Origin of the sequence: Pseudonocardia sp. ICBG1293 (assembly GCF_020131355.1) — a bacterium.
GTDB lineage: Bacteria > Actinomycetota > Actinomycetes > Mycobacteriales > Pseudonocardiaceae > Pseudonocardia.
In genome coordinates, this window is sequence record NZ_JAHLEL010000040.1 from 1 (window position 1) to 13,713 (window position 13,713).

Consider the following 13,713-nt stretch of genomic DNA (forward strand, 5'->3'; position numbering starts at 1 on the left):
GGGCGTTCGCGCTGTCCGAGCCGCACGGCGGGTCCGACGTCGCGGGCGGGCTGGAGACCACCGCCCGCCGTGAGGGCGAGGGCGACGACGCGGTGTGGGTGATCGACGGCGTGCGAAGCGCTGGATCGGCAACGGCCACCTTCGCCGACCTGGTGGTCGTGTGGGCCCGCGACGTGACGACGACGACCCCACCGGCGGCCCGGTGAAGGGGTTCGTCGTCCGAGAAGGACATGCCCGGGTTCACCGCGACGAAGATGGAGGGCAGCTCGCGCTGCGCTCCGTGCAGAACGCCGACCTGGCCTTTCTCCGGGGTGCGGGTGCCGGAGGCGAACCGGCTGCCCGGCGCGGAGTCCTTCCGCGACACCAACCGGGTGCTGCGGGTGACCCGCGGCGGCGTCGCCTGGAACGCGGTCGGCGCGATGGCCGGGGTGTACGAGCTGGCCCGCGACTACGCGCGTCGAGCGCGTCCAGTTCGGGCAGCCCATCGCGTCGTTCCAGCTGGTGCAGGACCACCTGGTGTCGATCCTGGGCGACGTCGTCGCCTCGCTCGGGATGGCGGTCAGGGTCGCGCAGATGCAGGACGACGGCACCTTCCGCGACGAGCAGGCCGCCCTGGCACAAGCGACACGGGCGACGATCATGCTGCGGGACGCCGTCGCCCGGGCCGCGAGGTGTTCGGCGGCACGGCATCCTGCTGGAGAACAAGGTCGGCCGGTTCTTCAACGACGCCGAGGCGCTCTACTCCTACGAGGGCACCAAGGAGATCAACACCCTGGGTCGTCGGGCGTGCGGTCACCGGGGTCGGGGCGTTCGTCGGGCGGCGGCCCGCGAAGGACTGAGCACGGCGAGCGCGTCGCGCAGCGCACGCAGCCCGGTGACGGTGGGGTCGTCGCCGGGCAGCGCGCGCAGGTGGGCCTCGACGCACTCGGTGTGGAAGCCCGGCCAGGTGTCGTCGGTGAGAGCAGCGACCAGGCCACGACCCGCTCCCCGACCGGGCCGGTGCCCCAGGCCAGCGCCGCCGGTCGCGAGCCCGGCGTGCGGGCCGTCGTAGGAGGCGGACGGCGGCCTCGTTGCGACCGATCCCCCCCGGTCCGCAGCGTGTGCAGGAACCGGACCGGGAACAGCACGGTCTTGGTGACCGCCGGACGCGCCGAGCGCCAGCAGCGCCGCAGGGTCGGCGACGCCGGCGAGCCAGTGGTCGTCGACCCGGTCGACCAGGAACTGCGCGGATCCGCGGACCAGCTCGTCGTGGGTGGGGCGCACGGCACCGTCGCGGACGTCGGTGCCGTGACGCAGCACCCCGGAGTCGAGCAGGTCGAGCGCCGGTCCACGGCGGGGAGCGGGACGGTCGGCCACCGGGGCCGTGGCGCACCGTCGCGGGGTCCGCCCAGAACACCGAGAGCCGCTCGGCGAGGCCGTCGGTGCCCGCGGCGGCGTCCGGGCGGCGGCGACGACGTCGTGCACCCGCGAGGCGGTGCCGGGCGGTCCCCCGCAGCACCAGGGCCAGGTCGACGTCACTGACGGCGGGGGCGAACCCACCGTGCGCGAGGCTGCCGAGCGTGTAGGCCGCCACCAGCTCCCCGGAGAACCTCCGGCGGGCCGCCGCGGTCGCCGCGGCCAGCACCGCCTCGCCCCGCTCGTCGACCGCCACCCGCCCAGCGTGCCACGCCCGGCGCCGCGACGACCGCCCGGACCGACCGCAACGCCCTCCCGCCCCACCACGGGTTGCGCACGTCCGGTTGCCGGGGATGATCTCCGACGTGCTCTACATCGGACCGGTGGAGATACCCGGGTCGGACGACCACGAGGGGTTCGTCAGCGCGGACACCGCGGACGGCCCGCGCGAACGGGGATCTGGACCGACGTGCGCCGCGGCCGGGCCACGGCCTACCGCGCCGCCTGCGAGTGCGGCTGGCGCGGCGAGGTGAGCTTCGCCCGGACCCGGGTGGCCACGACGCGGCGCTGCACGCGTTCGTGGACCACCACTTCGCGCCGGTCACCGGGGCGCACGGCCTGGACCCGGCACGGCACTTCCTCCCGCCCTGGGCCGCCACCGTCTCGGGACACGCACCGGCACCCGTGATGGCCTGAGCGAGGGGGTCCTGCACCGGCGGCCGGTTGTCGGCAGACTACGGACATGTCCCCCCACACCGCCACGCCGCCCCACGACGCCACCCGGTCCACCCCCGTCCGGCCCTGCGGTGCTCGCGACGGCGTCCGTGGTCGTCCTGGCCTGGCAGTTCGTGACCGCCGCGGGGCTGTTCACCGGTGGTGCCGTCGGCCGCACGGCGTCGGCGCGATCGTGCTCCACGTGGTCACGGGCTGGCCACGGCGGCCGCGGTGTGGCTGCGGGTGGTCACCGGCGGGCCGTGGTGGCCGACGGTCCTGGCCGCCGCGGTCTTCGCGACTTCACCTGCCAGGCGTGGTTCGGCGAGATCCCGGGCCTGATCGTGCACGTGCCCGGCGCGATGGCACTGGTCGCAGGGTCGGTCTGGCTCACCGCCTGGTCCTTCCTCCGGGCCCGCTGAGCAGCACGGACACTCCGGGTGACGCGGGTCACCCGATCCGCCCGGGACGTCCGTCCGAACCCGACCGGGGCGGTCCGTCCGATTCGGCGCGCGCGATCCGGGTCACCCCCATACCCTCGAAAGGACCCGGCCCGGCGGTGCCCTCGGCCCCCGGCGGGGTCCGGACGCCGGCGTCCGGCCGCTCACCACCCCAGGCGACCCGACGGGAGGCCGCGCGATGTTCGTGGAGACCGGGCAGGCCCAGCGACTCGAGCACGTCCCCACCCACCCGGACTGGGGTCGCGGAGATCCGCGGCCGGGTACGGACGCACGTCGACGAGACCGTGCGCCACGACGCTGCACCGAGCACGTGCACACGATGCGCGGTGCGGACTTCGTCTCCGGGGTCCTGACCGACTTCGTCGGCCGCGGGAAGTACCTGCGGTCGATGTTCGGCTACTGGGATGGGGGCCGCCGCCCCGGACTCCCCCGCCGCGCTGGCCGCGGTGTCCGGGCTGGAGCTGCTGCACGCCTTCGCCCTGCTCCGGACGACGTCATGGACCGCTCCGGGCTGCGTCGCGGCCGCCCGACGGTGCACGTCCAGCTCGCGTCGTGGCACCGGGGCCAGGGCATGTCGGGCAGCGCGGACCGGTTCGGCGAGTCCGGCGCGGTGCTGCTCGGTGACCTGTGCCTGGTGTGGGCCGAGCAGGCGATGCGCGAGAGCGGGCTCCCGCACACCGTGCTCGACCGCGGCTGGCCGCGCTACGACGCGATGCGCTCCGAGCTGGCCGTCGGCCAGTTCGCCGACCTGCTCAACGAGGCCCGCCGCGTCCCCACCCTCGACGAGGTGATGGACGTGCTGCGCCGCAAGTCCGCAACTACACCGTGCGGCGCCCGCTGGAGCTCGGTGCGGCCATGGCCGGGGCCGGGCCGGACCTGCTGCGCGTGCTCGGCGACTACGGCACGATGATCGGCGAGGCGTTCCAGATGCAGCGACGACGTGCCTCGGTGTCTTCGGGACCGACGCAACCGGCAAGTCCGCGGGTGACGACCTCGCCGAGCGCAAGGCCACCAGCCTGGTCGTCCTCGCGCGCGAGGTCGCCGGACCGGCCACCGGGGCACCCTCGACGCGCTGCTGCACGGTTCCGACGAGGCCGACGGACCGGTCGACGTCGCCGCGGCGCGGGTGGCGATCGAGTCCACCGGCCGCCCGGCGCCGCATCGAGGAGCTCATCGGCACCCGGGTCCAGGGCGCGCTGCGGCTCGTCGACGGTGCGGTCGCCGACGGGATCCTGGGCGACGACGTCGCCGCGGTGCTGCGCGCCATGGCCGTGCGCTGCGCCGACCGGACCTCCTGACCGGGATGCCCCGGCGAGTGGTTGTGGCACAACCGGATCCGACCCGGCGCGCCGAGCTCCGCGCCCGGTCCTAGGCTCGCGGACATGGTCGACCGTTCCCCGTCACGTCCCCGCCGTCCCGGAACCGTCGGCCGTGCGGGCCTGCCCCGCGAGCAGGTCCCCTCGCACTTCGACGACGGCGCGGCCGACTACGACCGCCTGGTCGGCATGAACCCGGGCTACCACGACCACCTGCGCGCCTCCGCGGCCCGGATGCGGCTGCCCCGCGACGGCGCCGGGCTGCGCCTGCTCGACGCGGGCTGCGGCACGGGGGCCCTCCACCGCGGCACTGCTCGGGGTCGCCCCGCGCGCCGAGATCGTCGCCGTCGACGCCTCGGCCGGGATGCTGGAGCGGGCCCGGACCAAGCCGTGGCCCGCGTCGGTCCGCTTCGTGCACTCCACCGCCGAGGCACTCGCCGAGAACGGCGTCGACGGCCCGTTCGACGGGATCCTCGCCGCCTACCTGCTGCGCAACCTCGACGACCCGGACGCCCAGCTGCGCCGCTTCCACGACCTGCTGCGCCCCGGCGGGGTGCTCGCCCTGCACGAGTACTCGGTCGCCGACTCGCCGCGGGCGCGGCTGTCCTGGCACGCCGTCTGCTGGGGGATCATCGTGCCGCTGGGCCGGATGACGACCGGTGAGACCGCGTTGTACCGGCACCTGTGGCGCAGCGTGAACACCTTCGACGGGATCGGCCGCCTGCGCGACCGGGTGCGTACCGCCGGGTTCGACGCCGTGCACTCCGAGACCATGACCGGGTGGCAGAACGGTGTCGTGCACACCGTGCTCGGGACCCGGTCGTGACCGCCCGGCCGACCGACCAGCGGCGCGTCCGCCACGAGCCGGCCGGGGGTCTCGGCGACGCCGGGCAGCGGGGGCGGCGGCCGCACGTGATCGTCGTCGGCGGCGGCATCGCCGGTCTGGCCGCGGCGACCGGGCTGGCCGAACGCGGCGTCGTGGTCGAGGTGTGCGAGCGCGAGCCCTACCTGGGCGGGCGGGTCGGTGGCTGGTCGGAGATGCTGCCCGACGGCACGCCGGTCTCCATGAGCCGCGGCTTCCACGCCTTCTTCCGCCAGTACTACAACCTGCGGGCGCTGCTGCGCCGCGGTGATCCCGGCCTGGAGCGGCTCGTGCCGCTGGAGGACTACCCGCTGGTAGACGCCCAGGGCCGCCGCGACACCTTCCGCGGGCTGCCGCGCACGCCCCCCTGGAACGCGCTGCTGTTCGCGCTGCGCAGCCCCACCTTCCGTCCGTCGGACCTGGTGCGGCTCGACGCCCGCGCCGCCGCGCCGCTGGCCGCGGTCAGCGTGCCCGGCATCTACGAGGCGATCGACCACCTCGACGCGCAGAGCTTCGTCGAGTCGATCAACTTCCCGCCGGCGGCCCGGCACCTCGCGTTCGAGGTGTTCTCGCGCAGCTTCTTCGCACCGCCGTCGACGATGTCGGCCGCCGAGCTGGCGACGATGTTCCACATCTACTTCCTCGGCTCGTCCGAGGGCCTGATGTTCGACGTGCCCGACGCCGGTTTCGACACCGCGCTGTGGGAGCCGCTGCGCCACTACCTGACCGCCCGTGGCGTCACCTTCCGGACCGGGGTGACCGTGTCCTCGGTGGACCGTGTCGGCAGTGGACGGTTCCACGTGAATCATGACGGGGGCGGGAGCGGGGCCGACGCCGTCGTCCTGGCCCCCGACGTGCGGGGACTGCGCGACATCGTCGCCGCCTCCCCCGGGCTGGGCGACCCCGCGTCCGCCGTGGACGGACCGGACGCGCTCGCCCGCTGGCGCGACGACGTCGCCGCCCTGGGCAGCGCGCCACCGTTCCTCGTGCAGCGGCTCTGGCTCGACCGGCCCGTCGACGCCGCCCGGCCGCCGTTCCTCGGCACCGGCGGGCTCGACCCGCTCGACAACGTCTCGGTGCTCGACCGCTACGAGCGCGACGCCGCGGGCTGGGCCGCCCGGCACGGCGGGTCCGTCGTGGAGCTGCACGCCTACTCGGCCACCCCGCCGCCGGGCGTCGACGACGACAGCTGGACCGCCGAGCTGCGCCGGCGCGCCGTCGCCCGGCTGCACGAGCTCTATCCGGAGACCGCGGCCGCCCGGGTCGTCGGCGAGCTGGTGCAGTGGCGGGCCGACTGCCCGATGTTCGGCGTGGGCGACTTCGCGCGGCGGCCCACCGTCGCCACCCCGGTCGACGGCCTGGTGCTGGCCGGCGACGGCATCCGGATCGATCTGCCGGTGGCCCTGATGGAGCGCGCCGCGAGCACCGGCTGGCAGGCGGCGAACCGGCTGCTCGCCGGCTGGGGCCTGGCCGGCCACCCCCTCGAGACCGTCCCCACCAGCGGCCGCCTCGGCCCGCTGCGGCGCGCCGCCGAGTACGCGATGCGCACCTGACACCCGTCGAAGGACACGCCATGACCCTGCTCTCCCGCCTCACCGGGCACTGGCCGGCCCACTGGCCGCTGCAGCCGCTGCCGTCGCAGAAGTGGGCCGCGCAGAAGCCGACCTACGCCGGCGCGGACCCCAAGCTGATCTCCGCGGCGCTGGAGCGGGCGCAGGCCCGCCCGTCGGGGAACTGGTTCGTGCTCGCCGCGAGCCGGGAGGTCCGCGGCGACCGGCCGCTCGGCGTCGGGATCGGCGGGATCGAGCTCGTCGCCTGGCGGGAGGAGGACGGCACGGTCCGGGTCGGCCCCGGCGCCTGCCCGCACCTGGGCGCACCGATGGCGCTGGCCGCCCTCGACTGCGGCGAGCTGGTGTGCCGCTGGCACGGGTTGCGGCTGGGCGCGCGGTCCGGTCCCGGCTGGGCGGTGCTCCCGGTCCACGACGACGGCGTGCTGGTCTGGGTGCGGCTCGACGACCTCGGTGGCGAGGAGCCGACCGACGCCCCGGTCGTGCCCGCCCGCCCGGCCGGCACGGTGCTCGACGCCGTGACCACGCTGACCGGGGTGTGCGAGCCGGAGGACATCGTCGCCAACCGGCTCGACCCGTGGCACGGTGCCTGGTTCCACCCGTACTCGTTCCAGAAGCTGACCGTGACCTCCGCTCCCGCCGTCACCGACGTGCCGCCCGAGGAGGACCGCTTCCTGGTCACCGTCACGTTCAAGGTCGGGCCGGGACTCGGCGTCCCGGTGCGGGCGGAGTTCGTCTGCCCGGAACCGCGGACGGTGGTGATGCGCATCGTGGAGGGCGAGGGCGTCGGCTCGGTGGTCGAGACCCACGCGACCCCACGCGGCACCGACCGCGACGGACGGCCCCGCACGGCGGTGATCGAGGCCGTCGTCGCCGGGTCGGACCGGCCCGGGTTCGCCGTGGCCTCCCGGCTCGCCCCGGCGCTGCGCCCGGCGATGGCGGCGGCCGCGACCCGGCTGTGGCGCGACGACCTCGACTACGCCGAGCGCCGCTACGCGATGCGCACCCGCTGAACGGACGGGGCCGGGCCGGGCCACGGGCCGGTCAGGCCACCGGCAGCCCGGCCGGGCCGGCCTGGCGCAGCGCCCGCGGCGGTATCCCGAACCAGCGCCGGGAGGCGCGCGACAGCGCCGACTGCTCCGCCAGCCCGACCATGGCCGCGACCTGGGTGAAGGGCAGGTCGGTGCGCACGATGAGCCGCTCGGCGGTGTCGCGGCGGGCGCCGTCGACGACCTGCTCGAAGGTCGTGCCCTCTCCCGCCAGGTGCCGCTGCAGGGTGCGGGGGTGCACCCGCAGCAGCCGGGCGACCGAGCCGATGCGCACCGGCCCCGACCCGAGCGACCGCTCCACGGCGGCCCGGACCCGGTCGGTGACGGTGCGCCCCGGCCGGTCGAAGTGGGTCGCCAGGTACTCGATCGCGATGGCGCGCACCGTCTCGTCGCCGCCGGCCAGCGGGCGTCGCACCAGGTCGGCGGGAACCCGCAGCACCGCCGCGGGCCGGTCGAACCGGACGTCGGTGCCGAAGAACTCCCGGAACCGGTCCGCGTCGGCGGGAGCGGGATGCGGCAGGTGCACCGACCGCAGCCCGTAGGGCCCGCCGGACAGCAGCCCGACGATCCGGTGCAGCACCCCCACCCCCAGGTCGGCGACCTGGGGCGGCAGCGGGTCGGTGCTGCCGTACTCCAGCCCGGTCACGCCGGTGCCGCCCTCCGGGTCGGCCACGGCCCCGATCGTCAGCGCGGGGCTGTGCACGTAGAGGTAGCGCGAGGCGCAGTCGAGCGCGTCGCCGAGGGTCGCCGAGTTCTGCACGGCGACGGCGAGCGGCCCGAGGATCTCCGGGCCCTGCCGCTGGGCGAGCCGCAGGCCCAGGTCCCCGCAGCCGACCTCGGCGGCCGCGGTCTCCAGCACCCGGGCCACCGAGCGGGTCGGGACCAGCGCGTCCGGGTCGTTCCCCTCGACGGCGTCGATCGGGATCCGGAACCGTGCGAACAGCCCGACCCCGTCGCCGCCCAGCTCGTCGACCAGCGCGGCCAGCCCCCGCAACGCCCTCGCCCGGGTGAGTGATCCGGTACCCATGTCGCACGAGGGTAAGTTGTTGTCGCGCGGAGTCAAGTTACTCCGGGTAGGTTCGGTGCAGACTGGACCCCGGTCGACACAGAGGTAGTCAGCGCGGACGCGCCCGATGAGGAGGACCACATGACCCACGCCGGCACAACGCCCGCTCCGGACGACACCGTCACCGAGCACCGCGACGTGATCATCGTCGGGGCCGGGCTGTCCGGGATCGGCGCCGCGGCCCGGCTGCACCAGGAGCTGCCCGGCAAGGACTACGCGATCCTCGAGGGCCGCGAGAACATCGGCGGCACCTGGGACCTGTTCCGCTACCCGGGCATCCGCTCGGACTCGGACATGTTCACCCTGGCCTACCCCTTCCGCCCGTGGCGCGAGCCGAAGTCGATCGCCGACGGCGCCGACATCCGCCGCTACATCGCCGAGACCGCGGCCGAGTACGGCGTGACCGAGCGGATCCGCTTCGGCACGAAGGTCGTCGGCGCCTCCTGGGACTCCACCACCGCACGCTGGACGGTCGACACCACCACCGCGCAGGGCCCGAAGCGCTACACCTGCTCGTTCCTGTTCATGTGCTCGGGCTACTACGACTACGACCAGGGCTTCCAGCCGGAGTTCCCGGGCCGCGAGGACTTCGCCGGCACCTGGGTGCACCCGCAGTTCTGGCCGGAGGACCTCGACTACACCGGCAAGAAGGTCGTCGTCATCGGCTCCGGCGCCACCGCCGTCACGCTGATCCCGTCGCTCGCGGCGAAGGCCGGGCACGTCACGATGCTGCAGCGCTCCCCGTCGTACCTGACGGTGCTGCCGAGCAAGGACCCGGTCGCCGACCAGCTGCGCCGCTTCCTGCCCGCCACGGTCGCGCACGCCATCCTGCGGCTGCAGTACGTGACCCTGACCCAGGCGTTCTACCAGCTCGCGCGCCGTCGCCCGGAGCGCGTGAAGAAGGTGCTGCGCGGCCTCGCCCTGAAGTTCCTGAAGGACGAGTCCTACGTGGACCAGCACTTCACCCCGAGCTACGACCCGTGGGACCAGCGCCTGTGCGTGATCCCGGAGGGCGACTTCTACAAGTCGATCAACCGCGGCGAGGCCTCGGTCGTCACCGACCACATCGAGCGGATCACCGAGAAGGGCATCCGGCTGCGCTCCGGCGAGGAGCTGGAGGCCGACGTGATCGTCTCGGCCACCGGGCTGTCGCTGAGCCCGCTGGGCGGCATGACGATCCACGTCGACGGTGAGCAGGTCGACATCGGCAAGACCGTCACCTACCGCGGCCTGATGCTGTCGGGCATCCCGAACCTGGCGTTCTGCATCGGCTACATCAACGCGTCCTGGACGCTGCGCGCCGACCTCGTCGCCCGCTACGTGCCCAAGCTGCTCGCGCTGATGGACCGGGAGCGGATCGCCGTCGCCACGCCGGCACCGACCGTGTCCCCGGACCGGCCGCTGCTCGACATCGAGTCGAACTACGTGAAGCGCTCCGAGCACCTGTTCCCGCGCCAGGGCCGCAAGGACCCGTGGCGGCTGCACCAGAACTTCTTCCTCGACGCCGTCGGGCTCGGTCGCGCCGACCTGCGGCGGGACATGATCCTCACCCCCGCCTCGGCGCTGGGCGCACGCGAGGCCCGCGTGCCCAGCCCGACCGCGTCCGGCATCGCCGCCGACACCGCACCCGGCACACCCGACACCGTCGCCGCACCGGCGGCCGCACCGCAGGAGGTGGCCTCCTGATGGCCCGCTCACCGTTCCGCTTCGCCGAGGGCACCGCGGTCGTCACCGGCGCCGCCGGTGGCATGGGCGAGCACGTCGCCCGGCTGCTCGCCGAGCGCGGCAGCGACCTCGTGCTCGTCGACCGCGACGGCGACCGGCTCGACACCGTCGCGTCGGCGATCCGCGCCAAGCACCCCGGCCTGTCGGTGACCACCGAGACCGTCGACCTGGCCGACCGCGAGGCCGTCGACGCGCTGTCGACCCGGATCCTCGCCGGCCACCCGGAGATCCGGCTGCTGGTCAACAACGCCGGCGTCGCGCTCGGCGGGGACTTCGCCCGGCTGACCCTCGACGAGTTCGACTGGGTCATGGACGTCAACTTCCGCGCCCCGGTGCGGCTGACCCACGCCCTGCTGCCCGCGCTCACCGCGCGGCCCGGCGCCCACGTGGTCAACGTGTCGAGCCTGTTCGGCCTGATCGCCCCGCCCGGGCAGTCGGCCTACTCGTCGTCGAAGTTCGCCATCCGTGGCTTCTCCGAGGCGCTGCGGGCAGAGCTCGCCCAGGTGGGCGCCACCGTCACCACGGTGCACCCGGGCGGCATCCGGACCGGTATCGCCGCCAGCGCCCGGGTCGGGGTGAACATCCCCGCCGAGGAGGCCGAGCGCGGCAAGAAGGACTTCGAGAAGCTGCTGACCTTCCCCGCCGACAAGGCCGCCGAGCTGATCGTCGACGCGATCGCGAAGCGCCGACCGCGGCTGCTCATCGGGATCAGCGCGAAGGTCCCGGACCTGCTGGCCCGGCTCGCCCCGGCCAACAGCATCCGGATCTTCGCGAAGATCGTCGGCGCCTCGGGCAACGCGAAGGCGGCGAAGGCGGCCGGGTCACGATGACCGTCCCGCAGACCCGCTTCGTCGACGTCGGCGGGACCCGGATCCGGATCCGGGAGTCCGGCGACCCGGCCGGTGAGCCGGTCCTGCTGCTGCACGGCATCGGCCGCAGCCTGGAGGACTGGGACCCGCAGCACGAGTTCCTGTCCCGCTACCGGGTTGTCGCGCTCGACCTCGCCGGGTTCGGCCACTCCGACCGGGTACCCGGGCCGGCGACGCTGGAGAAGCTCGCCGACACCGCGCTCGCCACCCTCGACGCGCTCGGCGAGAGCCGGCCGGCCCACGTCATGGGCAACTCGCTCGGCGGCGCCGTCGCACTGCTGATCTCCACCCGGCACCCCGGGCGGGTCGTGTCGCTGGTGCTGGCCGACCCCGCGGGCTTCGGCCCCGAGGTGACCCCGGCGCTGCGCATCATCGGGGTGCCGCTGCTCGGCCGGTTCCTGCTGGGCCACCTCGACGCGAGGGCGGCACGGCGGTCGGAGCGTTCCCTGTTCGTCGACGGCTCCCTGGTCACCCCGGAGCGGGTCGCCCGCGCCGTGGAGATCGCGCGGCGGCCGGAGTTCGCGCAGACCTTCGCCGAGATCGCCGCCGAGCTCGGCACCGTCCGCGGGGTCCGGCCGGGCTGGCGGCGGGCGCTGCTGGACGCGTTCGCCCGCGCCCCCCGGCCGACCCTGGTCGTGTGGGGCGAGCGGGACCTCATCCTGCCCGCGGCCCAGCTCCGGGCGGCGGGCAGGCTCCCCCAGGTCACGACCCACGTCTTCGGCCGGGTCGGGCACATGCCCCAGATCGAGGTGCCGGGGGCGTTCGCGACCCTCGCCCTGGATCACCTGGCCCGGGCGGGGCGACGGACCAGCATCTCCAGCGACAGCCGCGCGGGGACCAGGTAGGGCAGGACCACGGCGGGCGGGCCGTGCACGGTCAGCCAGGTCCGGGTCCCGGCCCCGGACGGCCGCACGCCGTGGTCCAGGCTCAGCCGCACCCGGTTCAGCTGGGAGGCACTGGCGCCGAGGGCGACGTCCCAGGCCCAGGTGCGGGCGCGCTCGTCGACCTCGGTGACCGCGAAGGACACCGTGACGCCGAGCGGGCCGCGGACCTGCCCGGTCACCCCGGGGCGTATCCGGTCCGCCGCGGTGTCGACACCGAGGATGTAGGGCGCCCACTCCGGCCAGCGGGCGGGTGCGGCGTAGCGCTCCCAGACCTCGTCGGCGGGTTGCGGGCCGCGGGCGTACAGTGTCAGGCGCATCGCGACGATCCTGACGGCCGGACGGCCCCGCCGCGCGGCGGACCGGTACCGGCCGTAGCGTCGGGTTCATGCGGATCGTCCCCTGGCTCGCCGCCCTGGTCACGCTCCCCCTGCTCGGGGCCTGTGCCACCGGCCCGAACCCGGTGACCACCGCGCTGTCCGGGTCGCAGGCCCCGGTCGCCGCGGCGGGGGCGGACCTGGTGCCGGTGCCGGTGACGGTGCCACCCGGGGCCGCGGCCGCACCGTTCGACGAGCCGCGCGAGGCCCTCGTGCCGGCGGGCTGGACGGTGTCGGTGTTCGCCCGTGTCCCGAACGCCCGGCTGGCCGCCTGGACCCCCGACGGCGAGCTGCTCGTCTCGGTCCCCGACGAGGGCCGCGTGCTGGCGCTGTCGCGGACCGGGGAGCAGCGTCCGCTGCTCGAGGGCCTCACCCAGCCGCACGGGCTCGCGTTCTCCCCGGACGGCGCGACCCTCTACGTCGCCGAGTCGAACCAGGTGTCGGCGTACAGCTGGAGCGGCGGCGCCGCGACCGGCGCCCGGGTCGTGGTGCCCGGCCTGCCCGACGCCAACTCCCCGGACCTGCGTGGCGCCTACGGCCACGAGCTGAAGTCGGTGACGGTGGGCCCGGACGGCGCCGTGTACGTCTCGGTCGGGTCGACCGGCAACATCTCGGTCGCCGACCGCGACGCGACTCCCCCGCGCGCCTCGATCCTGCGGATGCCGCCGACCGGGGGGCCCGCCACGCCGTTCGCGACCGGTGTCCGCAACGGCACCGGGCTGGCCACCGCGCCCGACGGCGCGGTGTGGACCGCGGTCAACGGCCGTGACAACGTGCCCTACCCCTACGACCGGCCCTACGGTGACGCGACCGGTTCGTCGTTCGGCCAGGTCGTCGACCGCTACGTGACCGACCACCCGGCCGAACCGCTGGCCCGGCTCACCCCCGGCCGCGAGCTGGGCTGGCCGTTCTGCAACCCGGACCCGGACACCGATCCGGGGGTGGCGGGCTCTGCGCAGGACTTCGCCGACGTGGGACTGGTCGCCGACGCCGAGCTGAACCCCGGCGGGCGCGCGATGGACTGTGCCGCGCTGGCCCCGGTGGAGCAGTCCTTCCCGGCGCACTCGGCGCCGCTGGGGCTGTCGTTCACCGAGGGGACGCTGCCCGCGCCGTACGCGGCGGGAGCGCTGGCCGGGGTGCACGGATCCTGGAACGCGGACCCGCCGCGGGCTCCCGAGGTGTCGTTCTTCCCCTGGACCGACGGTCGGCTCGGGGCCCAGCAGACGCTGGTCGGGGGGTTCCAGGACCCGTCGGGGTCGCGCTGGGGCAGGCCGGTCGCGGCCGTCGCCGGGCCGGACGGCGCGGTGTACGTGACCGACGACGACGCCGGGGCCGTCTACCGGGTGGCCCCGCCCGGACGATGAGCCCCCGGCCGAGGGGCACCCGCCGACGGCCGCAGCCGCGGACGACCCGGCAGCCGGCCGCCGCGGGGT

Annotated in this window: 12 protein-coding genes and 2 pseudogenes; 11 read left to right on the forward strand and 3 right to left on the reverse strand. The window is 75.2% G+C overall.

Features of this window, described 5'->3' with window-relative positions:
* Together KPF47_RS18215 and KPF47_RS41000 are read left to right on the forward strand one after the other, a co-directional pair.
* Positions 1–206: acyl-CoA dehydrogenase family protein (locus tag KPF47_RS18215; RefSeq protein WP_308015421.1), on the forward strand; the 206-nt coding region annotated here is incomplete at its 5' end.
* Between the two features lie 310 nt (positions 207–516).
* Positions 517–603, forward strand: a pseudogene (locus tag KPF47_RS41000) (hypothetical protein); the annotation flags it as partial.
* Between the two features lie 189 nt (positions 604–792).
* Here KPF47_RS41000 and KPF47_RS18225 read toward each other — a convergent pair.
* Positions 793–1,356 (reverse strand): hypothetical protein, encoded by a 564-nt coding sequence (locus KPF47_RS18225; protein ID WP_224389964.1) that lies wholly within the window; start codon positions 1,354–1,356, stop codon positions 793–795.
* An 845-nt stretch (positions 1,357–2,201) separates the two neighbouring features.
* Here KPF47_RS18225 and KPF47_RS18230 point away from each other — a divergent pair.
* From KPF47_RS18230 to KPF47_RS18250, 5 genes and pseudogenes are all read left to right on the forward strand, one after another.
* Positions 2,202–2,528: a hypothetical protein gene (locus KPF47_RS18230; protein WP_224389965.1), complete on the forward strand. Its 327-nt coding sequence runs from the start codon at positions 2,202–2,204 to the stop codon at positions 2,526–2,528.
* 217 nt (positions 2,529–2,745) lie between these two features.
* The gene (locus KPF47_RS18235; protein WP_224389966.1) at positions 2,746–3,477 is read left to right on the forward strand and encodes a polyprenyl synthetase family protein; all 732 of its coding nucleotides are present in this window, start codon (positions 2,746–2,748) and stop codon (positions 3,475–3,477) included.
* 472 nt (positions 3,478–3,949) lie between these two features.
* Positions 3,950–4,709 (forward strand): annotated as a pseudogene (locus tag KPF47_RS18240) (class I SAM-dependent methyltransferase).
* On the forward strand, positions 4,706–6,298 hold the full coding sequence (locus tag KPF47_RS18245; RefSeq protein ID WP_224389967.1) for an FAD-dependent oxidoreductase: 1,593 nt from the start codon (positions 4,706–4,708) through the stop codon (positions 6,296–6,298). The pseudogene KPF47_RS18240 and the gene KPF47_RS18245 overlap by 4 nt, the downstream one beginning before the upstream one ends.
* Before the next feature lie 20 nt (positions 6,299–6,318).
* Entirely contained in the window at positions 6,319–7,326 is a 1,008-nt protein-coding gene (locus tag KPF47_RS18250; protein WP_224389968.1) for a DUF5914 domain-containing protein, read from the forward strand.
* A gap of 31 nt (positions 7,327–7,357) precedes the next feature.
* Here KPF47_RS18250 and KPF47_RS18255 read toward each other — a convergent pair whose 3' ends face one another.
* Positions 7,358–8,389, reverse strand: coding sequence for an AraC family transcriptional regulator (locus KPF47_RS18255; RefSeq protein ID WP_224389969.1), 1,032 nt, complete (start codon positions 8,387–8,389; stop codon positions 7,358–7,360).
* Between the two features lie 120 nt (positions 8,390–8,509).
* Between KPF47_RS18255 and KPF47_RS18260 the strand changes: the two genes are divergently transcribed.
* From KPF47_RS18260 to KPF47_RS18270, 3 genes are read left to right on the forward strand one after another with little or no spacing between them, the layout of a single operon-like run.
* Positions 8,510–10,114 carry an NAD(P)/FAD-dependent oxidoreductase gene (locus tag KPF47_RS18260; RefSeq protein WP_224389970.1) on the forward strand — a complete coding sequence of 535 codons (1,605 nt, stop codon included), beginning with the start codon at positions 8,510–8,512 and terminating at the stop codon, positions 10,112–10,114.
* Positions 10,114–10,983, forward strand: a complete 870-nt coding sequence (locus tag KPF47_RS18265; protein WP_224389971.1) for an SDR family oxidoreductase — start codon at positions 10,114–10,116, stop codon at positions 10,981–10,983. Before KPF47_RS18260 ends, KPF47_RS18265 begins: the two co-directional genes overlap by 1 nt.
* Positions 10,980–11,867 (forward strand): alpha/beta fold hydrolase, encoded by an 888-nt coding sequence (locus KPF47_RS18270; RefSeq protein WP_224389972.1) that lies wholly within the window; start codon positions 10,980–10,982, stop codon positions 11,865–11,867. The genes KPF47_RS18265 and KPF47_RS18270 overlap by 4 nt, the downstream gene beginning before the upstream one ends.
* Here the strand turns inward: KPF47_RS18270 and KPF47_RS18275 are convergent.
* Positions 11,804–12,223 carry an SRPBCC family protein gene (locus KPF47_RS18275; RefSeq protein ID WP_224389973.1) on the reverse strand — a complete coding sequence of 140 codons (420 nt, stop codon included), beginning with the start codon at positions 12,221–12,223 and terminating at the stop codon, positions 11,804–11,806. The genes KPF47_RS18270 and KPF47_RS18275 overlap by 64 nt on opposite strands.
* A 68-nt stretch (positions 12,224–12,291) precedes the next feature.
* Here KPF47_RS18275 and KPF47_RS18280 point away from each other — a divergent pair, with 68 nt between their 5' ends.
* Positions 12,292–13,644: a sorbosone dehydrogenase family protein gene (locus KPF47_RS18280; RefSeq protein WP_224389974.1), complete on the forward strand. Its 1,353-nt coding sequence runs from the start codon at positions 12,292–12,294 to the stop codon at positions 13,642–13,644.
* The last annotated feature ends 69 nt before the right edge of the window (positions 13,645–13,713 follow it).